General features: G+C 62.0%; 17 protein-coding genes. 4 read left to right on the top strand and 13 right to left on the bottom strand.

Annotation, left to right across the window (positions count from 1 at the left end):
* Window positions 1-3: 3 nt before the first annotated feature.
* The 7 genes from C0058_RS21915 to ctlX form a co-directional block, all read right to left on the bottom strand.
* Entirely contained in the window at window positions 4-501 is a 498-nt protein-coding gene (locus C0058_RS21915; protein WP_003208571.1) for an Lrp/AsnC family transcriptional regulator, read from the bottom strand.
* A 12-nt stretch (window positions 502-513) separates the two neighbouring features.
* Window positions 514-1,359: an ABC transporter ATP-binding protein gene (locus C0058_RS21910; RefSeq protein WP_003208573.1), complete on the bottom strand. Its 846-nt coding sequence runs from the start codon at window positions 1,357-1,359 to the stop codon at window positions 514-516.
* Window positions 1,360-1,362: 3 nt separating this feature from the next.
* Complete coding sequence (locus C0058_RS21905; protein WP_003208574.1) at window positions 1,363-2,076, bottom strand: ABC transporter permease; 714 nt, start codon at window positions 2,074-2,076, stop codon at window positions 1,363-1,365.
* Window positions 2,073-2,774: an ABC transporter permease gene (locus C0058_RS21900; RefSeq protein ID WP_087694493.1), complete on the bottom strand. Its 702-nt coding sequence runs from the start codon at window positions 2,772-2,774 to the stop codon at window positions 2,073-2,075. The genes C0058_RS21905 and C0058_RS21900 overlap by 4 nt, the downstream gene beginning before the upstream one ends.
* A gap of 160 nt (window positions 2,775-2,934) precedes the next feature.
* Complete coding sequence (locus C0058_RS21895) at window positions 2,935-3,714, bottom strand: ABC transporter substrate-binding protein (protein WP_003212870.1); 780 nt, start codon at window positions 3,712-3,714, stop codon at window positions 2,935-2,937.
* 356 nt (window positions 3,715-4,070) lie between these two features.
* Entirely contained in the window at window positions 4,071-5,117 is a 1,047-nt protein-coding gene (locus C0058_RS21890; RefSeq protein WP_003212869.1) for an ornithine cyclodeaminase, read from the bottom strand.
* 11 nt (window positions 5,118-5,128) lie between these two features.
* The gene (gene ctlX, locus C0058_RS21885) at window positions 5,129-6,055 is read right to left on the bottom strand and encodes a citrulline utilization hydrolase CtlX (protein ID WP_087694491.1); all 927 of its coding nucleotides are present in this window, start codon (window positions 6,053-6,055) and stop codon (window positions 5,129-5,131) included.
* Window positions 6,056-6,339: 284 nt separating this feature from the next.
* Between ctlX and C0058_RS21875 the strand changes: the two genes are divergently transcribed.
* Window positions 6,340-7,236: a GNAT family acetyltransferase gene (locus C0058_RS21875; RefSeq protein WP_003212866.1), complete on the top strand. Its 897-nt coding sequence runs from the start codon at window positions 6,340-6,342 to the stop codon at window positions 7,234-7,236.
* 140 nt (window positions 7,237-7,376) lie between these two features.
* On the opposite strand, the gene C0058_RS21870 is transcribed toward C0058_RS21875, so the two are convergent.
* The 5 genes from C0058_RS21870 to C0058_RS21850 all read right to left on the bottom strand — a co-directional run bounded on the left by C0058_RS21870 (window position 7,377) and on the right by C0058_RS21850 (window position 13,554).
* Window positions 7,377-8,396, bottom strand: a complete 1,020-nt coding sequence (locus C0058_RS21870; protein WP_003212864.1) for a branched-chain amino acid aminotransferase — start codon at window positions 8,394-8,396, stop codon at window positions 7,377-7,379.
* A gap of 195 nt (window positions 8,397-8,591) precedes the next feature.
* Window positions 8,592-9,971 carry a dihydrolipoyl dehydrogenase gene (gene lpdA / locus C0058_RS21865; RefSeq protein ID WP_087694490.1) on the bottom strand — a complete coding sequence of 460 codons (1,380 nt, stop codon included), beginning with the start codon at window positions 9,969-9,971 and terminating at the stop codon, window positions 8,592-8,594.
* Between the two features lie 3 nt (window positions 9,972-9,974).
* Window positions 9,975-11,258, bottom strand: a complete 1,284-nt coding sequence (locus C0058_RS21860) for a dihydrolipoamide acetyltransferase family protein (RefSeq protein ID WP_102369558.1) — start codon at window positions 11,256-11,258, stop codon at window positions 9,975-9,977.
* The gene (locus tag C0058_RS21855; protein WP_003212859.1) at window positions 11,259-12,317 is read right to left on the bottom strand and encodes an alpha-ketoacid dehydrogenase subunit beta; all 1,059 of its coding nucleotides are present in this window, start codon (window positions 12,315-12,317) and stop codon (window positions 11,259-11,261) included.
* A 1-nt stretch (window position 12,318) separates the two neighbouring features.
* The gene (locus C0058_RS21850) at window positions 12,319-13,554 is read right to left on the bottom strand and encodes a 3-methyl-2-oxobutanoate dehydrogenase (2-methylpropanoyl-transferring) subunit alpha (RefSeq protein ID WP_102369557.1); all 1,236 of its coding nucleotides are present in this window, start codon (window positions 13,552-13,554) and stop codon (window positions 12,319-12,321) included.
* A 195-nt stretch (window positions 13,555-13,749) separates the two neighbouring features.
* Between C0058_RS21850 and bkdR the strand changes: the two genes are divergently transcribed.
* A complete protein-coding gene (gene bkdR, locus C0058_RS21845; protein ID WP_003212855.1) occupies window positions 13,750-14,235 on the top strand; it encodes a Bkd operon transcriptional regulator BkdR in 486 nt (161 codons plus the stop codon).
* A gap of 122 nt (window positions 14,236-14,357) precedes the next feature.
* Here bkdR and C0058_RS21840 read toward each other — a convergent pair whose 3' ends face one another.
* Window positions 14,358-15,221: an MBL fold metallo-hydrolase gene (locus C0058_RS21840; protein ID WP_003207791.1), complete on the bottom strand. Its 864-nt coding sequence runs from the start codon at window positions 15,219-15,221 to the stop codon at window positions 14,358-14,360.
* 179 nt (window positions 15,222-15,400) lie between these two features.
* Between C0058_RS21840 and C0058_RS21835 the strand changes: the two genes are divergently transcribed.
* On the top strand, window positions 15,401-16,645 hold the full coding sequence (locus tag C0058_RS21835) for an FAD/NAD(P)-binding oxidoreductase (protein ID WP_102369556.1): 1,245 nt from the start codon (window positions 15,401-15,403) through the stop codon (window positions 16,643-16,645).
* Window positions 16,646-16,654: 9 nt separating this feature from the next.
* Window positions 16,655-17,470, top strand: coding sequence for a sulfite exporter TauE/SafE family protein (locus tag C0058_RS21830; RefSeq protein WP_102369555.1), 816 nt, complete (start codon window positions 16,655-16,657; stop codon window positions 17,468-17,470).
* Window position 17,471: the final 1 nt, after the last annotated feature.

Raw genomic sequence — 17,471 nt, 5'->3', positions numbered from 1 at the left:
GATTCAGGCCAGTTCGGTGGCGGTGTTTTTTACGACCGCCAGCTCGGGATGCGCCACCAACTTGTCAATGTGCAATTCATCATTGTTCAGCCAGGTTTCCGTCAGCACGCGGTAGTGCTCCATGTCCCGGCAGCGCATGCGCAGGCTGTAGTCGAACGGCCCGCTGATCAACTGGCACTCGAACACTTGCGGGCAGGCTTTGACACATGCCTCGAACGCCTTCTGCGCCGAGCGCCCGCTCTGGTTGGAGAGGGCCACCAGCACCAGCAGTGACAGCCCCGGCGAGACCATCTGCACGTCGATGATCGCCCCATAACCCCGGATGACCCCGCGTCGTTCCAGCTTGCGTACCCGTTCCAGGCACGGCCTGGGCGTCAGGTGCACCAGCGACGAGAGTTTTTCGTAGGTGATGCGTCCCTGGTGCCGTAACACGTCGATGATGGCTTCATCGATGCGGTCCAGCACAGGTGAGGCGTTCGGTCCGGTGGCCTTGGTATCCATGGTGTGTGGTGTTCACTTCAATCGGTTGGAAAGAAATTGCTGCAAGCGTTCGCTGTTCGGCTGGTCGAGGATTTCGGCTCCGCCTTGTTCCTCGACGCGGCCCTGATGCAGGAACAGCACTTGGCTGGACACCTGGCGGGCAAAGCCCATTTCGTGGGTGACCATGAGCATGGTACGACCTTCCTCCGCCAACGTCTGTATGACTTTGAGCACTTCTCCTACAAGTTCAGGGTCGAGGGCCGAAGTGGGTTCGTCGAACAGAATGATCTCCGGTTCCATCGCCAGGGCCCGGGCGATGGCCACGCGCTGTTGCTGGCCGCCGGAGAGGAATGCCGGGTATTGGTCCGCCACCCGGCCCGGCAGGCCGACCTTGTCGAGGTACAGGCGTGCGCGTTTTTCCGCCTCGGCGGCGCTCACCCCCAGCACCCGGCGCGGCGCCATGGTGATGTTTTCCAGCACGGTCATGTGGCTCCACAGGTTGAAGTGCTGGAACACCATGGCCAGGCGGGTGCGCAGGTTCTGCAATTGCGCCTGGTGCGGCGCGCGCGTGCCGGCGCGGCCTTGCTGCATTTCGATGCTGATGCCATCGAGGGTGATAACCCCGGCGTCCGGCTGTTCGAGGAAGTTGATGCAGCGCAGCATCGTGCTCTTGCCGGAGCCGCTGGCGCCGATCAGGCTGATCACGTCGCCGTTGCGCGCGTTCAGTGAAACGCCCTTGAGCACCTCATGCTCGCCATAGCGTTTGTGCAGGCCTTCGACCTGGAGTTTGACGTTGGCGTTTTCGGCCACGGCGACCGGCTGGGTAGCGGGGCGTACATCGGTGGGATAAGCGGCCAGGGCCTGCGCGGACTGATTCATGGGTTAGCCTCGGGTAGGAACAAGAAAACGCATCCAGCGACGTTCGGCCAGTCGAAACAGGCCCACCAGTGCAAAGGACAGCAGCATGTACAACAGGGCAGCGATGCCGAAGGCCTGGAACGTCAGGAACGTCTCGGCGTTGGCGTCGCGGGCCACCTTGAGGATGTCGGCAATGGTGGCGGTGAACGCCAGGGACGTGGCGTGCAGCATCAGGATCATTTCATTGCTGTAGGCCGGCAGTGCGCGACGCAGTGCGGCGGGCACTACCACAAACAGGTTCAGGCGCCAGCCATGCAGGCCGTAGGCCTTGGCGGCTTCGATCTCGCCGTGGGGGATGTTGCGAATCGCCCCGGCAAAGATTTCCACGGTGTAGGCGCACGTGTTCAGTACAAACGCCAGCAGCGTGCAGTTCAGTGCATTGCGAAAAAACTGGTTGAGCAGGGCGTTGTCCTGCACCACGTCCAGGCCGTAGAGGCCGGTGTAGCAAATCAGCAACTGGATATACAGCGGTGTGCCGCGAAACAGGTAGGTGTAGACCTCCACTGGCCAGCGAATCCAGAAGTGTTCCGACACCCGCGCGATCGCCAGCGGGATCGACAGGATGAAGCCCAGCACCACCGAGATAATGAACAGCCACAGGGTCATCGCCACCCCGGAAAAGCCGTTACCGTCGGTGAACAGGTAGGCCAGGCCGTATTGCTGGATCAGTTCGATCATCGCGCCATCCCCTTGATGCCCACGTTGTAGCGCCGTTCCAGGCGTTTGAAGATGCGGTTGGAGAGGGTGGTGATCACCAGGTACACCAGGCCCGCGAGGATCAGGAAGTACAGCGGGTCATTGGTGGTCTTGCCGGCGTTTTGTGCGGCCTTGACCAGGTCTGACAGGCCGATGATCGACACCAGCGCGGTGGACTTGAGCAACACCAGCCAGTTGTTGCCCAGGCCCGGCAGGGCAAAGCGCATCAGTTGCGGGAACAGCACCAGGCGAAAGCGCTGCCAGCGGCTCAGGCCGTAGGCGGTGGCGGCTTCGAGTTGGCCGGCGGGCACGCTGAGAATCGCCCCGCGAAAGTTTTCGGTGAAATACGCACCGTAGATAAAACCGAGGGTGATGACACCGGCGGTGAACGGGTCGATTTCGAAGTAGGCCCAGCCGAGCATTTCACTCAGGTCGTTCAGCCACAATTGCAGGCTGTAGAAAATCAGCAGGATCAGCACCAGGTCCGGCACGCTGCGAATCAGCGTGGTGTAGAGCGTGGCCGGAACCCGCAGCAGCTTGACGCTGGAGAGCTTGGCGGCGGCGGCGAGCAGTCCCAGGGACAGGCTCAGCAGCAGCGCCAGGAACGCCAGCTTGACCGTCATCCAGGCACCCTGGGCCAGCAGCGGGCCGAAGCCTTGCAAGTTGAGGAGTTCATTCATGGGAAGTATCTCGATGGGGCGCAGAGTTTTACGGTGGGAGCGAGCTTGTGTGGGAGCGGGCTTGCTCGCGAAGACAGAGTTTCAGTCAATACATGTGTGACTGACCCACCGCTTTCGCGAGCAAGCCCGCTCCCACACAAGCTCGCTCCCACAGGAGGCGTCACTCGTTGTAGATATCCTGATCGCCGAAGTATTTCTTCTGGATCTGTGTGTAGGTGCCATCGGCCTGGACGGCGGCGATGCCTTTGTTGATCAGCTCCACCAGGTCCTTGTCGTTCTTGCGCAGGCCCATGGCGATGTCGAGCGGCAGGGTCGGGTCCTTGAAGGCCGGGCCGGTCTTGAAGTCGGCGCCTTCAGGTTTGGACAGGAAGTTGAGCTGGGCTTCAAGCTTGTCGGTCAGGGTGGCGTCGAGGCGACCGTTTTGCAGGTCGGCGTAGTTCTGTTCCTGGGACTGGTACGCCTTGATCTGCGCGCCGAGCTTGGCCAGGTGCGCACGGGCGTAGGCTTCCTGCAGCGAGCCTTGCAGCACGCCGACCTGTTTGCCTTTCAGGGATTCGGGGGTGTCGCCAAAGTCGGCGCTTTTGCGGGTGATCACCGAGGTCGGGCTGAGGAACAGCCGGTCGCTGAAGTCGATGACTTTCTGGCGGGCCGGGGTCACGGCCATGGAGGACATGATGGCGTCGAACTTGCGGGCGCGCAGGGCCGGGATCATGCCGTCGAATTCGTTGTGGACCCACACGCATTTGACTTCCAGCTTGGCGCAGATGGCGTTGCCCAGGTCGATGTCGAAACCTTGCAGGCTGCCGTCGGCGGCGACGGATTCAAACGGTGGGTATTCGGGGAAAACCCCAAAGCGGATTTCTTTCCATTCCTGAGCCTGGGCAGCGGTTGCGGCCAATGGCAGGAGCAGCGCAGCGAAAAGTGATCGGAGCGGAGTCATGTGTATTCCCTATATTTTGTAATTGATGTCAGGGCAGTAGAAAAGTTGAAAGCTAAGGCGAGCTGGCTTTTGTGGCGAGGGAGCTTGCTCCCGCTGGGCTGCGCAGCGGCCCCAAAATCCCGGGAGCGCTACGCACTCCAGCGGGAGCAAGCTCCCTCGCCACATTGGGCTGTTTGTTGTCAGAGAGAATGCTTCAAGATGGTGCGTTTTTTGTGTCGTTTACCCCTGCCGCGGCGGGCGGAATGTGCTGTTAAAACGCGGGTCACAGCGGAAACGGCTGCGGCACCCGCTGAATCGGCTTGTTGACCGGGTTTTTCCGGCCTGCCTTTCACGCAAAGCGGCAGGCCAGAGCGGTCTCAGGCGCGCTTTTTCTGCTGTGCCACCGGTGCTTGGGCCAGGCGGGCAAACAGGTCCTTGGGGTCGGCAAGGTCCGGCACCAGTTCCAGTTCGCTGCCCACGTCCAGCGCCTTGGCCACGTCCAGTACGTAACGCAGGGCGGAGTAGTCTTCGATGGCAAAACCTACCGAATCGAACAGGGTGACCTGGCGCGCGTTTTCGCGGCCTGGCGCCTGGCCGTTGATCACTTGCCACAGCTCGGTGACTGGCGAATCCTCCGGCATGTGCTGGATCTCGCCTTCGATGCGGCTTTGTGGCTCGTACTCGACAATCACGCGGGCCCGTTCGACGATTCGTCGGTCCAGTTCGGTCTTGCCGGGGCAGTCGCCACCGACGGCATTCAGGTGCATGCCCGGTTCGATCATCTCGTCCGTGAGGATGGTGGCGTAGGCCTTGTCGGCGGTGACGGTGGTGACGATGTCGGCGCCTTTCACGGCTTCGGCCACGCTGCCTGCCAGGATCACCTTGATCGCCGGGAAGGCTTTGAGGTTGGCGGCCAGTTTGGCGGTGGCCTTGGCGTCGATGTCGAACAGGCGGATTTCAGTGATGCCCAGCATCGCGTGGAAGGCCAGGGCCTGGAACTCACTCTGGGAGCCGTTGCCGATCAGCGCCATGCTGCGGCTGTTGTCCCGGGCCAGGTAGCGCGCCACCAGGGCCGAGGTGGCGGCCGTGCGGATCGCGGTGGTCAGGGTCATTTCCGCCAGCAGCACCGGTTTGCCGGTGTCCACATCACCCAGGGCGCCGAAGGCCATGACGGTGAGCATGCCGCTCTGAGTGTTTTTCGGGTGGCCGTTCACGTATTTGAAGGCGTACAGCGACGCGTCGGACACCGGCATCAGCTCGATCACGCCCTCGGGGGAATGGTTGGCCAGGCGTGCGCATTTTTCAAAGTCCTGCCAGCGCAGGTAGTCGGCGCGGATGTACTCGGCCATCTCGGTAATGCAGGTTTGCAGGCCTTTTTGCGAAACCAGGTAGCTCAAGTCGTTGACGTCGATATAGCGGGTCATGGGAAGACTCCTTATTGAAATGAGGGGCGGGCGGGCAGATGTACTTCCGCCAACATGCAGCGGGCACTGCCGCCGCCGATGCGTTCGATGTTGTCGATGTTCACCACCACCGGCCGGGTGTGGCGCTCCACGTGCTGGCGCTGGGCGGGCTTGAGCGAGCCCCAGGCGCTGGCCGACATCACCAGCAGCGGCTGGCCGTCGCGGTCGTGGACTTCCAGCATGTTGCCGGCGAAGGCTTCCAACTGATCGAAGTCCAGGGCGACGATGTCTTTGCCGGTATCGCGCAGGGAGCGTTCAAGGGCCTGGCGCTCGTGGTCATCGGGCAGGGCTTGCAGGCACACCACGGAGAGGTCGCGGCCGACACTCATCATTACGTTGCTGTGGTAGATCGGCGCGTGGTGGCGGTCGACGGCGTGGAATACGCAGACCTGGTAGTCAAGGCGTTCGGCGAACTGGCGGAGGGCATCCTGATGGGTCCGCCCGGAATGGCAGGCGTAGCTGATGCGGTGCTGGCGGTCGAGGACCATGCTGCCGGTGCCTTCGAGGAACATGTTCTGTTGTTCGAGGTGGCTGAAGTCGATGGTGTTGTGGATCGCGAAGCGTTGCTCCAGCACTTGCAGCACGCCTTTGTCGCGTTCCAGTCGTCGGTTCCGGCCTTCCATCGGGTACAGCACCAGGCTGCCGTCGGCGTGGCTGCTCCACCAGTTGTTGGGGAAGATCGAATCCGGGGTATGGGGAGCGGGGGTGTCTTGTACCACCAGCACTTCCACGCCGTGGTGGCGCAGGGTGTCGACGTAGCCGTCGAACTCTTCCAGCGCTTTCTGCTGTGCGGCCAATGGGTCGAGGGGCGCGCGCTGGAAGCGGTTGTTGATCGCGGTGTCCGGGTTGAAGGCGAAGTGCGCCGGGCGGATCATCAGGACAGTGTTGGTGGTTTGCATGGGGGCACGGGTCCATGGGGTGGGCAGTGAGGCTATTTTGTGCGGTGTGAAGGAAGAATCCCGGCTGAACTGAGGGGGTGGCTCAGCCGGGAAAGCTGAAAAGTGGGGTAGAGCAGCCGAATCGGCTGTGGAGGTGAGTGGAGATCAAAATGTGGGAGCGGGCTTGCTCGCGAAAGCGGTGGGTCAGTTAATAAATTCGGTGGCTGATACACCGCCTTCGCGAGCAAGCCCGCTCCCACATTGGTATTGTGTTGCCTGAGGTTTTTTGTCTGGATGGAGAAACCATGCCCACTGAAGTTCGTCTCGCCCAAACTACCGATGCCGAGGGCATCAGCCAGGTCATCCTGGCGGCCCTGCATGACAGCAACGCCCGGGATTATCCGGCGGATGTGATTGCGCGGGTGGCGAGCAACTTTACTCCCGAGGCTGTCGTGGCGTTGCTCGCGCGTCGAACGGTGCTGGTGGCTGTTCAGGATGAGGTGATCGTTGCCACGGCGGCACTTGACGCCAATGTGGTGCGCTCGGTCTTCGTCAATCCGGCGCTGCAAGGGCAGGGCATCGGGCGCTTGCTGATGATTGAAATCGAGCTGCGCGCCCGGGAAGCCGGGGTGACCTTGTTGCATGTGCCGTCTTCGCTGACGGCCGAGCCGTTCTACACCAAGCTGGGTTTCCACACGGTGCGCGATGTCTACCATGGCAATGAACGCACGCTGGTGATGGAGAAGGCGTTGTCATCCCGCCATCCCATCGGCGTCTATCGCGATCGGGCCCATCGGGCGCAGGTGGTGGCGTTGTGGCAGGCGGCGTTTGGTTATGACGCGGCGCATAACCTGCCGAGCCTGGCGATCGACAAGAAGCTGGCGGTCAACGATGGGTTGTTCTTCGTGGCCACCGACAAGAAGGCGGTGATCGGCACTATCCTCGCCGGCTACGACGGGCATCGTGGCTGGTTGTATTCAGTGGCGGTGCACAACGACTATCGCCGCCAGGGCCTGGGCGCCTCGTTGGTGCGGCATGCGGAGCAGGCGTTGACGGCGCTGGGTTGCATGAAGATCAACCTGCAGATCACCAGTGGCAATGACGCGGTGATGGGGTTTTATGAGGCGCTGGGTTATGGCGCGGAGCCGCGGATCAGCATGGGCAAGAAGATCCTGGAAAACATCCCGATGGATAAGGCCTGAAGCCCGGTTTTCCAAACGCTGGAAACCAAATGTGGGAGCGGGCTTGCTCGCGAATGCGGTGGATCAGCCAATAAATCTGTCGACTGACACTCCGCTTTCGCGAGCAAGCCCGCTCCCACAGTTTGGTTTTGCAGTGTTGCTTAGACCTTGACGATCCAGCCCTCAGGCGCTTCGACGTCGCCGGACTGTACGCCAGTCAGCTCTTTGTAGAGCTTCTGGGTGACCGGGCCGACTTCTTTTTCGCTGTAGAACACGTGCAGCTTGTCTTTGTACTCGATGCCGCCGATCGGGGTGATCACGGCGGCGGTGCCGCAGGCGCCGGCTTCCTTGAAGTCCGACAGCTTGTCGATCAGCACGTCGCCTTCAACCACTTCCAGGCCCAGGCGCGATTTTGCCAGCTCGATCAGCGACAGGCGGGTGATGCCTGGCAACACCGACGGCGAGTTCGGGGTGACGAACTTGTTGTCGTGGGTGATCCCGAAGAAGTTGGCCGAGCCGACTTCTTCGATCTTCGAGTGGGTGGCCGGGTCGAGGTAGATGCAGTCGGCGAAGTTGGCTTTTTTCGCCAGGGAACCGGGCATCAGGCTGGCGGCGTAGTTGCCACCGACCTTGGCTGCGCCGGTGCCGTTGGGAGCCGCACGGTCGTAGCCGGAGATCAGGAAGTTGTGCGGGGTCAGGCCGCCCTTGAAGTAGGCGCCGACCGGGATGCAGAAGATCGAGAAGATGAATTCCGGCGCGGTGCGCACGCCGATGTTGTCACCGGTGCCGATCACGAACGGGCGCAGGTACAGCGCGCCGCCGGTGCCGTACGGCGGGATGAACCGCTCGTTGGCGCGGACCACTTCCTTGCAGGCTTCGATGAAGGCGTCGGTCGGCACTTGTGGCATCAGCAGGCGGCCACAGCTGCGCTGCATGCGCGCGGCATTCTGGTCGGGGCGGAACAGGTTGATCGAACCGTCCTTGCAGCGGTAGGCCTTGAGGCCTTCAAAGCATTGCTGGCCGTAGTGCAGGGCGGTGGAGCCCTCGCTGATGTGCAGCACGTTGTCGTCGGTCAGGGTGCCTTTTTGCCACTCGCCGTCTTTCCAGGTCTGGAGGAAACGCTTGTCGGTCTTGATGTAGTCAAAACCCAGCTTGTCCCAATTGATGCTTTCGTTACCCATGACACCCTCTATCTTTTGTCAACCGCCTGGTCGAAGGCAGGCTTATGGTTTATTTCTGGATGGGCGCAACAATACTTCATTCTTGGCTTGTGTGGGAGCGGGCTTGCTCGCGAATGCGGCGTGTCATTCGATGCATTCGGCGCTGATCCACCGCTTTCGCGAGCAAGCCCGCTCCCACATTTGAACTTCGCCATTTTATAGATGCAATGCATGCCCCAGAGCCCGCAGGGCTGCTTCCTGTACCGCTTCGCCGAGGGTCGGGTGGGCGTGGATGGTGCCCGCCACGTCTTCCAGGCGTGAACCCATTTCCAGGCTCAGGCCGAAGGCCGTGGACAGTTCCGAGACGCCAACGCCTACCGCCTGCCAGCCGACGATCAGGTGATTGTCGCGGCGCGCCACTACCCGCACGAAGCCGGTTTTCGACTCCAGGGTCATGGCCCGGCCATTGGCGGCGAACGGGAAGCTCGACACGATGCAGTCCAGCCCGGCCGCCCTGGCTTCGTCCGGGGTCTTGCCGACCACTACCAGTTCCGGGTCGGTGAAGCACACCGCCGGGATCGCGGCCGGGTTGAATTCGCGGGATTTACCGCTGATCAGTTCGGCGACCATTTCGCCCTGGGCCATGGCCCGGTGGGCGAGCATCGGTTCACCGCTGAGGTCGCCGATGGCCCACACATTGCGCATGCTGGTCTGGCAGCGGCTGTCGATCTTGATCGCCGAACCGTTCATGTCCAGGTTCAAGGCTTCGAGGTTCCAGCCCTGGGTGTTGGGTTTGCGACCAACGGCAACCAGCACCTGGTCGGTTTCCAGCGACAGCGTCTCGCCGCTGGGGTCGCGCACTTGCAGGGTGTTGTGCTCAAAACCGGTGACGCTGTGTTTGAGGAACACCTTCACCCCCAGTTGCTTCAGGGATTCGGCCACCGGTTGGGTCAGTTCGGCGTCGTAGGCCGGCAAAATCCGGTCCTGGGCCTCAACCACGCTGACCTCGGCACCGAGCTTGCGATAGGCAGTCCCCAATTCCAGGCCAATGTAGCCGCCGCCCACCACGATCAAGCGTTTCGGGATGCGTTTCGGCGCCAGGGCTTCGGTGGAGGAGATGATCGGCCCGCCAATCGGCAGCATCGGCAGGTTGACACTTTTCGAGCCGGTGGCCAGCAACAGGTGTTCACACTGGATGCGCTGGTCGCCGACATCGACGGTCTTGCCGTCCACGACCTTGGCCCAGCCCTGAATGACCTGGACCTTGTGTTTTTTCAGCAGCGCGGCTACGCCGGTGGTCAGGCGGTCGACGATGCCGTCTTTCCATTCAACGCTTTTGCCGATGTCCAGGGTCGGCACATCGACTTCGATACCCAACGGCGAACCCTGGCTGTGGTGCACGGTTTGCTGGAACTGTTCGGCGACATGGATCAGCGCCTTGGACGGAATGCAGCCGATGTTCAGGCAGGTGCCGCCCAGCGATTGGCCTTCCACCAGGATGGTCGGGATGCCCAGCTGGCCGGCGCGAATCGCTGCCACGTAACCGCCAGGCCCGCCGCCGATGATCAGCAGCGTGGTGTGCAATGTTTGAGACATGGGTTACTCCAGGAACAGGCTGGCGGGTTGTTCGAGCAGGCCACGGATGGCCTGGATGAATTGCGCCGCGTCCATGCCATCGACCACCCGGTGATCGAAGGAGCTGGAGAGGTTCATCATCTTGCGGATCACAATCTGGCCCTTGATCACCATCGGCCGCTCGACAATGCGGTTGACCCCGACGATGGCCACTTCCGGCAGGTTCAGCACCGGGGTGCTGACAATCCCGCCCAACGCACCGAGGCTGGTCAGGGTGATGCTCGAGCCCGACAGCTCATCGCGACTGGCCTTGCCATTGCGCGCCGCATTCGCCAAGCGATTGATTTCTTGCGCCGTGCCCCACAGGTCGCGGGCTTCGGCGTGACGCACCACCGGCACCATCAGGCCGACATCGCTCTGGGTGGCGACACCCACATGCACCGCGCCGAGGCGGGTGATGACCTGGGCTTCGTCGTCATAACGCGCGTTGATCTGCGGATAGTCGCGCAATGCGACGACCATGGCCCGCACCAGGAACGGCAGCAGGGTCAGCTTGCCGCGGGTAGCGCCGTGTTTCTCGTTGAGGTGCACGCGCAACTCATCGAGGGCCGTGACGTCGATCTCTTCCACATAGCTGAAATGCGCGGCGCGCCGGGTGGCGTCCTGCATGCGCTGGGCGATCTTGCGGCGCATGCCGATCACCGGGATTTGCTGCTCGTCGTTGCGTTCGGCGTACGGGTTGGAGGCCCCGGAATTTTTCGCCGGACCCTGGAGCAAGTAAGCGTCCAGATCTTCATGCAGAATCCGGCCGGCCGGGCCGGAGCCCTGGACCAGTCGTAGCTGGATGCCAGCATCCAGCGCATGTTTGCGCACGGCCGGGGAGGCCAGCGGGCGGTCATCGGCCTCGCGGGCCACGGGCGCTTGCGCAGCCGCCACCGCAGGTTTGGCTGCCGGCTTGGGTTCAACCACCGGCGCGGCCCTGGCTTCGACTTTCGGTGCAGGAGCCGGTGCCGGCGCGACCTCTTCAACCACCGCCGACAACGCCGACTCCCTGGTATTGCCCGCGCCTTCCACTTCGATACTGATCAAAACACTGCCCACCGCCATGACTTCCCCCGGCTCGCCGCCGAGGGAAATCACCTTGCCGTGCACCGGCGACGGAATGTCCACCATGGCCTTGTCGGTCATCACGTCCGCCAGCACCTGGTCTTCTACCACCAGGTCGCCGACCTTGACGTGCCATACCGACAATTCAACTTCTGCGATGCCTTCGCCAATGTCCGGCATCTTGATAACGTGCGTGCCCATTCAGACCTCCATAACCCGATGCAAAGCCGCGCCCACTCGGGTCGGGCCAGGGAAATACGCCCACTCTTGCGCGTGGGGGTAGGGGGTGTCCCAACCGGTGACGCGCTCGATCGGCGCTTCCAGGTAGTGGAAGCAATGCTCCTGCACCAGCGCCACCAGCTCGGCGCCGAACCCGCAGGTACGGGTGGCTTCGTGAACGATCACGCAGCGACGGGTTTTCTTCACGGAATTGACGATGGTTTCCAGGTCCAGCGGCCACAGGCTGCGCAGGTCGATGACTTCGGCGTCGATGCCGGTTTCTTCGGCGGCGACTTGCGACACATACACCGTGGTGCCGTAGGTGAGGATCGTCACGTCCTTGCCCGGGCGGGCGATGGCGGCCACATCCAGCGGCACGGTGTAGTAACCGTCCGGCACCTGCGCTTGCGGGTGTTTCGACCACGGGGTTACCGGGCGGTCGTGGTGGCCGTCGAACGGGCCGTTATACAGGCGCTTGGGTTCGAGGAAGATCACCGGGTCATCGTTTTCGATGGAGGCGATCAGCAGGCCCTTGGCGTCGTACGGGTTGGACGGCATCACCGTGCGCAGGCCGCAGACCTGGGTGAACACCGCTTCAATACTCTGGCTGTGGGTCTGGCCGCCGTAGATGCCGCCGCCGCAGGGCATGCGCATGGTCAGCGGTGCCGTGAACTGGCCGGCCGAGCGGTAACGCAGGCGGGCCGCTTCGGAAATGATCTGGTCGGTGGCGGGGTACACGTAGTCGGCGAACTGAATCTCGGCCACCGGCCGCAGGCCATAGGCGCCCATGCCGACCGCCACGCCGACGATCCCGCTTTCGGAGATCGGTGCGTCGAACACCCGCGAGGTGCCGTACTTGTTCTGCAGGCCTTCGGTGCAGCGGAACACGCCGCCGAAGTAACCGACGTCCTGGCCGAACACCACCACATTGTCGTCTCGCTCAAGCATCACATCCATGGCCGAGCGCAAGGCCTGGATCATGGTCATGGTCGTGGTGGTCATGGCGGTTTCCAGCTCGATATTGTTGTTGTGATCGTTCATGTCAGATCCCCAACTCTTGACGCTGGCGCTTCAAGTGCTCCGGCATCTCTTTATAAACGTCTTCGAACATGGTCGCGGCGCTTGGAATCTGGCCACCGGCCAGGGTGCCGTACTGTTCGGCTTCTTTCTGGGCCTTGAGCACTTCGGCTTCAAGTTCGGCACTGACCGCCGCGTGTTCCTCTTCGGACCACTGACCAATCTTGATCAGGTGCTGCTTGAGGCGGGCAATCGGGTCGCCCAGCGGGAAGTGGCTCCAGTCGTCGGCGGGACGGTATTTGGACGGGTCATCGGAAGTGGAGTGCGGGCCTGCGCGGTAGGTCACCCACTCGATCAGGGTCGGGCCCAGGTTGCGGCGGGCGCGTTCGGCGGCCCAGGCGGAGGCGGCGTACACCGCGACAAAATCGTTGCCGTCCACCCGCAGGGAGGCGATGCCGCAACCCACGCCGCGTCCGGCAAAGGTCGTGGCTTCACCGCCAGCAATGGCCTGGAAGGTGGAGATCGCCCACTGGTTATTCACTACGTTAAGAATCACGGGTGCCCGGTACACGTGGGCGAAGGTGAGGGCGGTGTGGAAGTCGGATTCAGCGGTGGCGCCGTCGCCGATCCAGGCCGAGGCAATCTTGGTATCGCCCTTGATGGCCGAGGCCATGCCCCAGCCCACGCCTTGTACGAATTGGGTGGCGAGGTTGCCGGAAATCGTGAAGAAGCCGGCATCTTTTACCGAGTACATGATCGGCAACTGGCGGCCCTTGAGCGGGTCGCGCTCGTTGGACAGCAGCTGGCAGATCAGGTCTACCAGCGGCACTTCCCGGGCCATCAGGATGCTTTGCTGGCGATAGGTGGGGAAGCACATGTCGTCGATGTTCAAGGCCAGGGCCTGGGCGCTGCCGATGGCTTCTTCGCCGAGGCTTTGCATGTAGAACGACATCTTCTTCTGACGCTGGGCGACCACCATGCGGTTGTCGAAGATCCGCGTCTTGAGCATGGCGCGCATGCCCTTGCGCAGAATCTCCACCGGCACGGCTTCAGCCCATGGGCCGAGGGCCTGGCCTTGATCGTCGAGCACGCGAATCAGGCCCTTGGCCAGGTCGGCGGTGTCGGCGGGTTCTACGTCGATTGGGGGTTTGCGCACCAGGCCAGCGTCAGTCAGGCGCAGGTAGGTAAAGTCGGTCTTGCAGCCTGGGCGGCCCGAGGGTTCGGGAACGTGCAGGCGCAGTGGTTCGTACTGCTGAGTCATGGCTTTCTACGCTCTATCTTGTGAATTTCTTGTAGTGGGCGCGGTAGCTGACAGTCCTTCTTCGGGTAGAAGAAATCTTGTCCTACAACAATCATAGGCTCGGCTCAGGAGAATATTTATCTCTGTTTCATTGCGTTGGAGATCATTTGGGGATAAAAAAACTGCATAAACATAATAAACAGGTGGTTTTGTCTCATGCGCAAACTGGACCGTATCGATATCGGCATTCTGAACGCCCTTCAGGAGAACGCTCGCATCACCAACGCCGACCTGGCCCGTTCGGTCAACCTGTCGCCCACGCCGTGTTTCAACCGGGTCAAGGCCATGGAAGAACTGGGGCTGATTCGCGACCAGGTGACGCTGCTGGACGCCGACCTGCTGGGGCTGCACGTCAATGTGTTCATCCACGTCAGCCTGGAAAAGCAGAACGAATTGGCATTGCAGCAATTCGAAGGGGCGATTTCGGATCGCCCCGAAGTGATGGAGTGCTACCTGATGGCCGGCGACCCCGATTATCTGATTCGGGTGCTGGTGCCCACCATCCAGTCCCTGGAGCGTTTCATGATGGACTTCCTGACCAAAGTCCCGGGTGTCGCCAACATCCGCTCCAGCTTTGCCCTCAAGCAAGTGCGCTACAAAACCGCGCTGCCGCTACCGGCTAACGGCATCAACCTCGGCTAACGAACGACACAAAAAAAATGTGGGAGCGGGCTTGCTCGCGAATGGGGAGTGTCAGTCACCGAAAATATAGACTGATACACCGCATTCGCGAGCAAGCCCGCTCCCACATTTTGTAGTGCATTTCAAAGCTGGTTGAGGGGAATCTTCAAATAAACCACCCCATTTCCTTCCGCCGGCGGCATCACCCCGGCCCGCACATTCACCTGAATCGCCGGCAACAACAGCGTGGGCATGCCCAACCCGGCATCCCGCGTGGTGCGCATCTCGACAAACGCCGCCTCATCCACCCCGTCATGCACATGAATATTCCCCGCCCGCTGTTCAGCCACAGTGGTCAGGCACTTGGCTGCGCGTCCTTCGGGCGGATAGTCATGGCACACATAAAGGCGGGTTTCAGGCGCGAAGGCCAACAACTTGCGCATCGACCCATACAGCTGGCGCGCATCCCCACCAGGGAAATCGCAGCGCGCCGTGCCCACGTCCGGCATGAACAGCGTGTCGCCCACCAGAATCAACTGGTCATCAATCAGGTAAGCCATATCCGCCGGCGTATGCCCCGGCACATGCAGCGCCTGGGCCTTCAGGTTGCCGATGTGAAACACCTCATCCGGCGCAAACAGATGGTCGAACTGCGACCCATCCACCCGAAACTCCGGCTCCAGGTTGAACAGGTTCTTGAACACTCCCTGCACCTTGCTGATGGACTGGCCAATCGCGATCTTGCCCCCCAGCTGGCGACGCAAATAAGGCGCAGCCGACAGATGATCCGCATGGGCGTGGGTTTCCAGCAACCACTGCACCTGCAAGCCATGCTCGCGCACAAACGCGATCACCTTGTCCGCCTGGCCGGTGCCGGTGCGTCCGGAGGCCGGGTCGTAGTTGAGCACCGAATCAACGATGGCGCATGGGCCACCGTCCGTTTCATAGACGACGTAGGTGTAGGTCGACGACGCCTCGTCCAGAAAGGATTGAATCAACGCTGACATGACGGGTTTCCCAGATAGCTAATGGCGACTTACATTCAGTTAGGTTTCCACATAACCTTGTGAGCTTAAGTGAATTAAAGGACCCGAGGCAAAGGATGGCATCGTGGTGGCAAACAGCTAGGGCGTGGTGCCATACGGCAACGACCCTTGCGTGCATTAACTGAAAAAGGCCATAGACCATGAACGACCAACACTGGGGACCTACCATCAGTGGCGATATCGTTGTCATCGGTGGCGGCTCGGCAGGCATCGGCCTGCTGGCCAGCCTGCTCAAGCGCGACCCGCACCTGAACATCATCCTGATCGAGCCCAACGACCACCACTACTACCAGCCGGCCTGGACCCTGGTGGGCGGTGGGGCTTATGACGTTACCAGGACCGTGCGCCCCATGGCCGACGTGCTGCCCAACGGCGTCACCTGGATCCAGGCCGCGGTCAGCGAATTACTGCCCGACGAGCAAACCCTCGTGCTCGACAGCGGCCAGCGCGTCAGTTGGAAGAACCTCATCGTGTGCCCGGGCCTGCGCCTGGCCTGGGAGAAGATCGAAGGCCTGCAAGAGACCCTCGGCCGGCATGGCGTAACGTCCAACTACAGCTATGAACACGCCGCCTACACCTGGCAACTGGTGCAGCAACTCAAGCATGGCAAGGCGATCTTTACCCAACCGGCCATGCCGATCAAATGTGCCGGCGCTCCGCAAAAAGCCATGTACCTGTCGTGCGATCACTGGCTCCGCCAGGGTGACCTGAAAAACATCAAGGTCGAATTCAACCTGGCTGGTGCCGCCTTGTTCGGCGTGCCGACCTTCGTGCCGCCGCTGATGAAGTACGTTGAAAAGTACTCGGCGCAACTGGCATTCAACTCCAACCTGGTCAAGGTCGACGGCCCCGCGCGCAAGGCCTGGTTCGAAATCAAGGACGCCGAAGGCAATGTGCGCGTCGAAGAGAAAACCTTCGACCTGCTGCACGTCGTCCCGCCACAGGTCTCGCCGGACTTCATTCGCCACAGCCCCCTGGCCGATGCCGCCGGCTGGTGCGAAGTGAATCCCCAGAGCCTGCAACACCTGCGCTACCCGCACATCTTCGGCCTGGGCGATGTGTGTTCCACCACCAACGCCAAGACCGCCGCGGCGGTGCGCAAGCAAATCGTGGTGGTGGCGGAAAACCTGCTGGCCCTGCGTAGACAGGCACCGTTGCCCCTCAAGTACGACGGCTATGGCTCCTGCCCGCTGACCGTGGAGAAGGGCAAGGTGGTGCTGGCCGAGTTTGGCTATGGCGGCAAGTTGCTGCCGACCTTTCCCCTCGACCCGACTGTGGCGCGGCGTTCGGCGTGGTTCCTCAAGGCGAGTTTCCTGCCGTGGTTCTACTGGAACGGCATGCTCAAGGGCCGCGAGTGGCTGACCCGTCTGGCCAAGGTGGATTGAGGCAACCCTATGCTGCTGGCAAGTTTTCTGGGCGTGTTGATGGGGTTGGTCATGGGCCTGACCGGTGCCGGAGGCGGCATTCTTGGTGTCCCGGCCCTGGTATTGGGGCTGGGGTTGACCATGACCCAGGCCGCGCCCGTGTCGTTGTTCGCGGTGGGCGCGGCCGCTGCCGTGGGGGCTGTCGACGGTTTGCGCCATGGCCTGGTGCGTTACCGCGCGGCGCTGCTGATTGCGCTGCTTGGCGCGCTGTTTTCGCCGCTGGGGGTGTTCTTCGCCCACCAGATGTCGGAGAAAGTCCTGATGGGCCTGTTCAGTGCGCTGATGGTGCTGGTGGCCTGGCGCATGCTGCAACGGGAGAAGCTTGAGGCCGGGCCGAGCGACCACGGCACCGCGTCGTGGGGCCAGAAGAACTGCATGCTCGACCAACAGACCGGGCGCTTTTCCTGGACCGCCAAATGCACCGCCACCCTGGCAGCACTCGGCGCAGTGACCGGTGCGGTGTCGGGCTTGCTCGGCGTGGGCGGCGGCTTCCTGATCGTACCGGCGTTCAAGCAACTGACCGATGTGCAGATGCGCGGCATCGTCGCCACCTCGCTGATGGTGATCAGCCTGATCTCGTTGATCGGTGTGATCGGCGCGTTTCATGCCGGGGTCAGTATCGAGCCGATGGGCTGGGTGTTTATCGGGTCGAGCATTGTCGGCATGTTGGCGGGGCGGCGCCTGTGCTCGGTGATCAAGGCGCGCACCTTGCAGGTGGGTTTTGCCACCCTGTGTGTGCTGGTGGCGGCGGGCATGCTGTTTCGGGCCCTCATGCAGGTGCCTTGAA

Source organism: Pseudomonas sp. NC02 (assembly GCF_002874965.1).
Classification (GTDB): domain Bacteria; phylum Pseudomonadota; class Gammaproteobacteria; order Pseudomonadales; family Pseudomonadaceae; genus Aquipseudomonas.
Note: the sequence above shows the minus strand (reverse complement) of the source record. Positions and strands in the feature narration are given on the sequence as shown.

Coding starts and splice junctions, on each gene's coding strand:
- C0058_RS21915 (WP_003208571.1), bottom strand. CDS start 501: ATGGATACCAAGGCCACCGGACCGAACGCCTCACCTGTGCTGGACCGC.
- bkdR (WP_003212855.1), top strand. CDS start 13,750: ATGCGCAAACTGGACCGTATCGATATCGGCATTCTGAACGCCCTTCAG.
- ctlX (WP_087694491.1), bottom strand. CDS start 6,055: ATGCAAACCACCAACACTGTCCTGATGATCCGCCCGGCGCACTTCGCC.
- C0058_RS21870 (WP_003212864.1), bottom strand. CDS start 8,396: ATGGGTAACGAAAGCATCAATTGGGACAAGCTGGGTTTTGACTACATC.
- C0058_RS21890 (WP_003212869.1), bottom strand. CDS start 5,117: ATGACCCGCTATATCGACGTCAACGACTTGAGCTACCTGGTTTCGCAA.
- lpdA (WP_087694490.1), bottom strand. CDS start 9,971: ATGTCTCAAACATTGCACACCACGCTGCTGATCATCGGCGGCGGGCCT.
- C0058_RS21840 (WP_003207791.1), bottom strand. CDS start 15,221: ATGTCAGCGTTGATTCAATCCTTTCTGGACGAGGCGTCGTCGACCTAC.
- C0058_RS21855 (WP_003212859.1), bottom strand. CDS start 12,317: ATGAACGATCACAACAACAATATCGAGCTGGAAACCGCCATGACCACC.
- C0058_RS21860 (WP_102369558.1), bottom strand. CDS start 11,258: ATGGGCACGCACGTTATCAAGATGCCGGACATTGGCGAAGGCATCGCA.
- C0058_RS21835 (WP_102369556.1), top strand. CDS start 15,401: ATGAACGACCAACACTGGGGACCTACCATCAGTGGCGATATCGTTGTC.
- C0058_RS21910 (WP_003208573.1), bottom strand. CDS start 1,359: ATGAATCAGTCCGCGCAGGCCCTGGCCGCTTATCCCACCGATGTACGC.
- C0058_RS21850 (WP_102369557.1), bottom strand. CDS start 13,554: ATGACTCAGCAGTACGAACCACTGCGCCTGCACGTTCCCGAACCCTCG.
- C0058_RS21905 (WP_003208574.1), bottom strand. CDS start 2,076: ATGATCGAACTGATCCAGCAATACGGCCTGGCCTACCTGTTCACCGAC.
- C0058_RS21875 (WP_003212866.1), top strand. CDS start 6,340: ATGCCCACTGAAGTTCGTCTCGCCCAAACTACCGATGCCGAGGGCATC.
- C0058_RS21830 (WP_102369555.1), top strand. CDS start 16,655: ATGCTGCTGGCAAGTTTTCTGGGCGTGTTGATGGGGTTGGTCATGGGC.
- C0058_RS21895 (WP_003212870.1), bottom strand. CDS start 3,714: ATGACTCCGCTCCGATCACTTTTCGCTGCGCTGCTCCTGCCATTGGCC.
- C0058_RS21900 (WP_087694493.1), bottom strand. CDS start 2,774: ATGAATGAACTCCTCAACTTGCAAGGCTTCGGCCCGCTGCTGGCCCAG.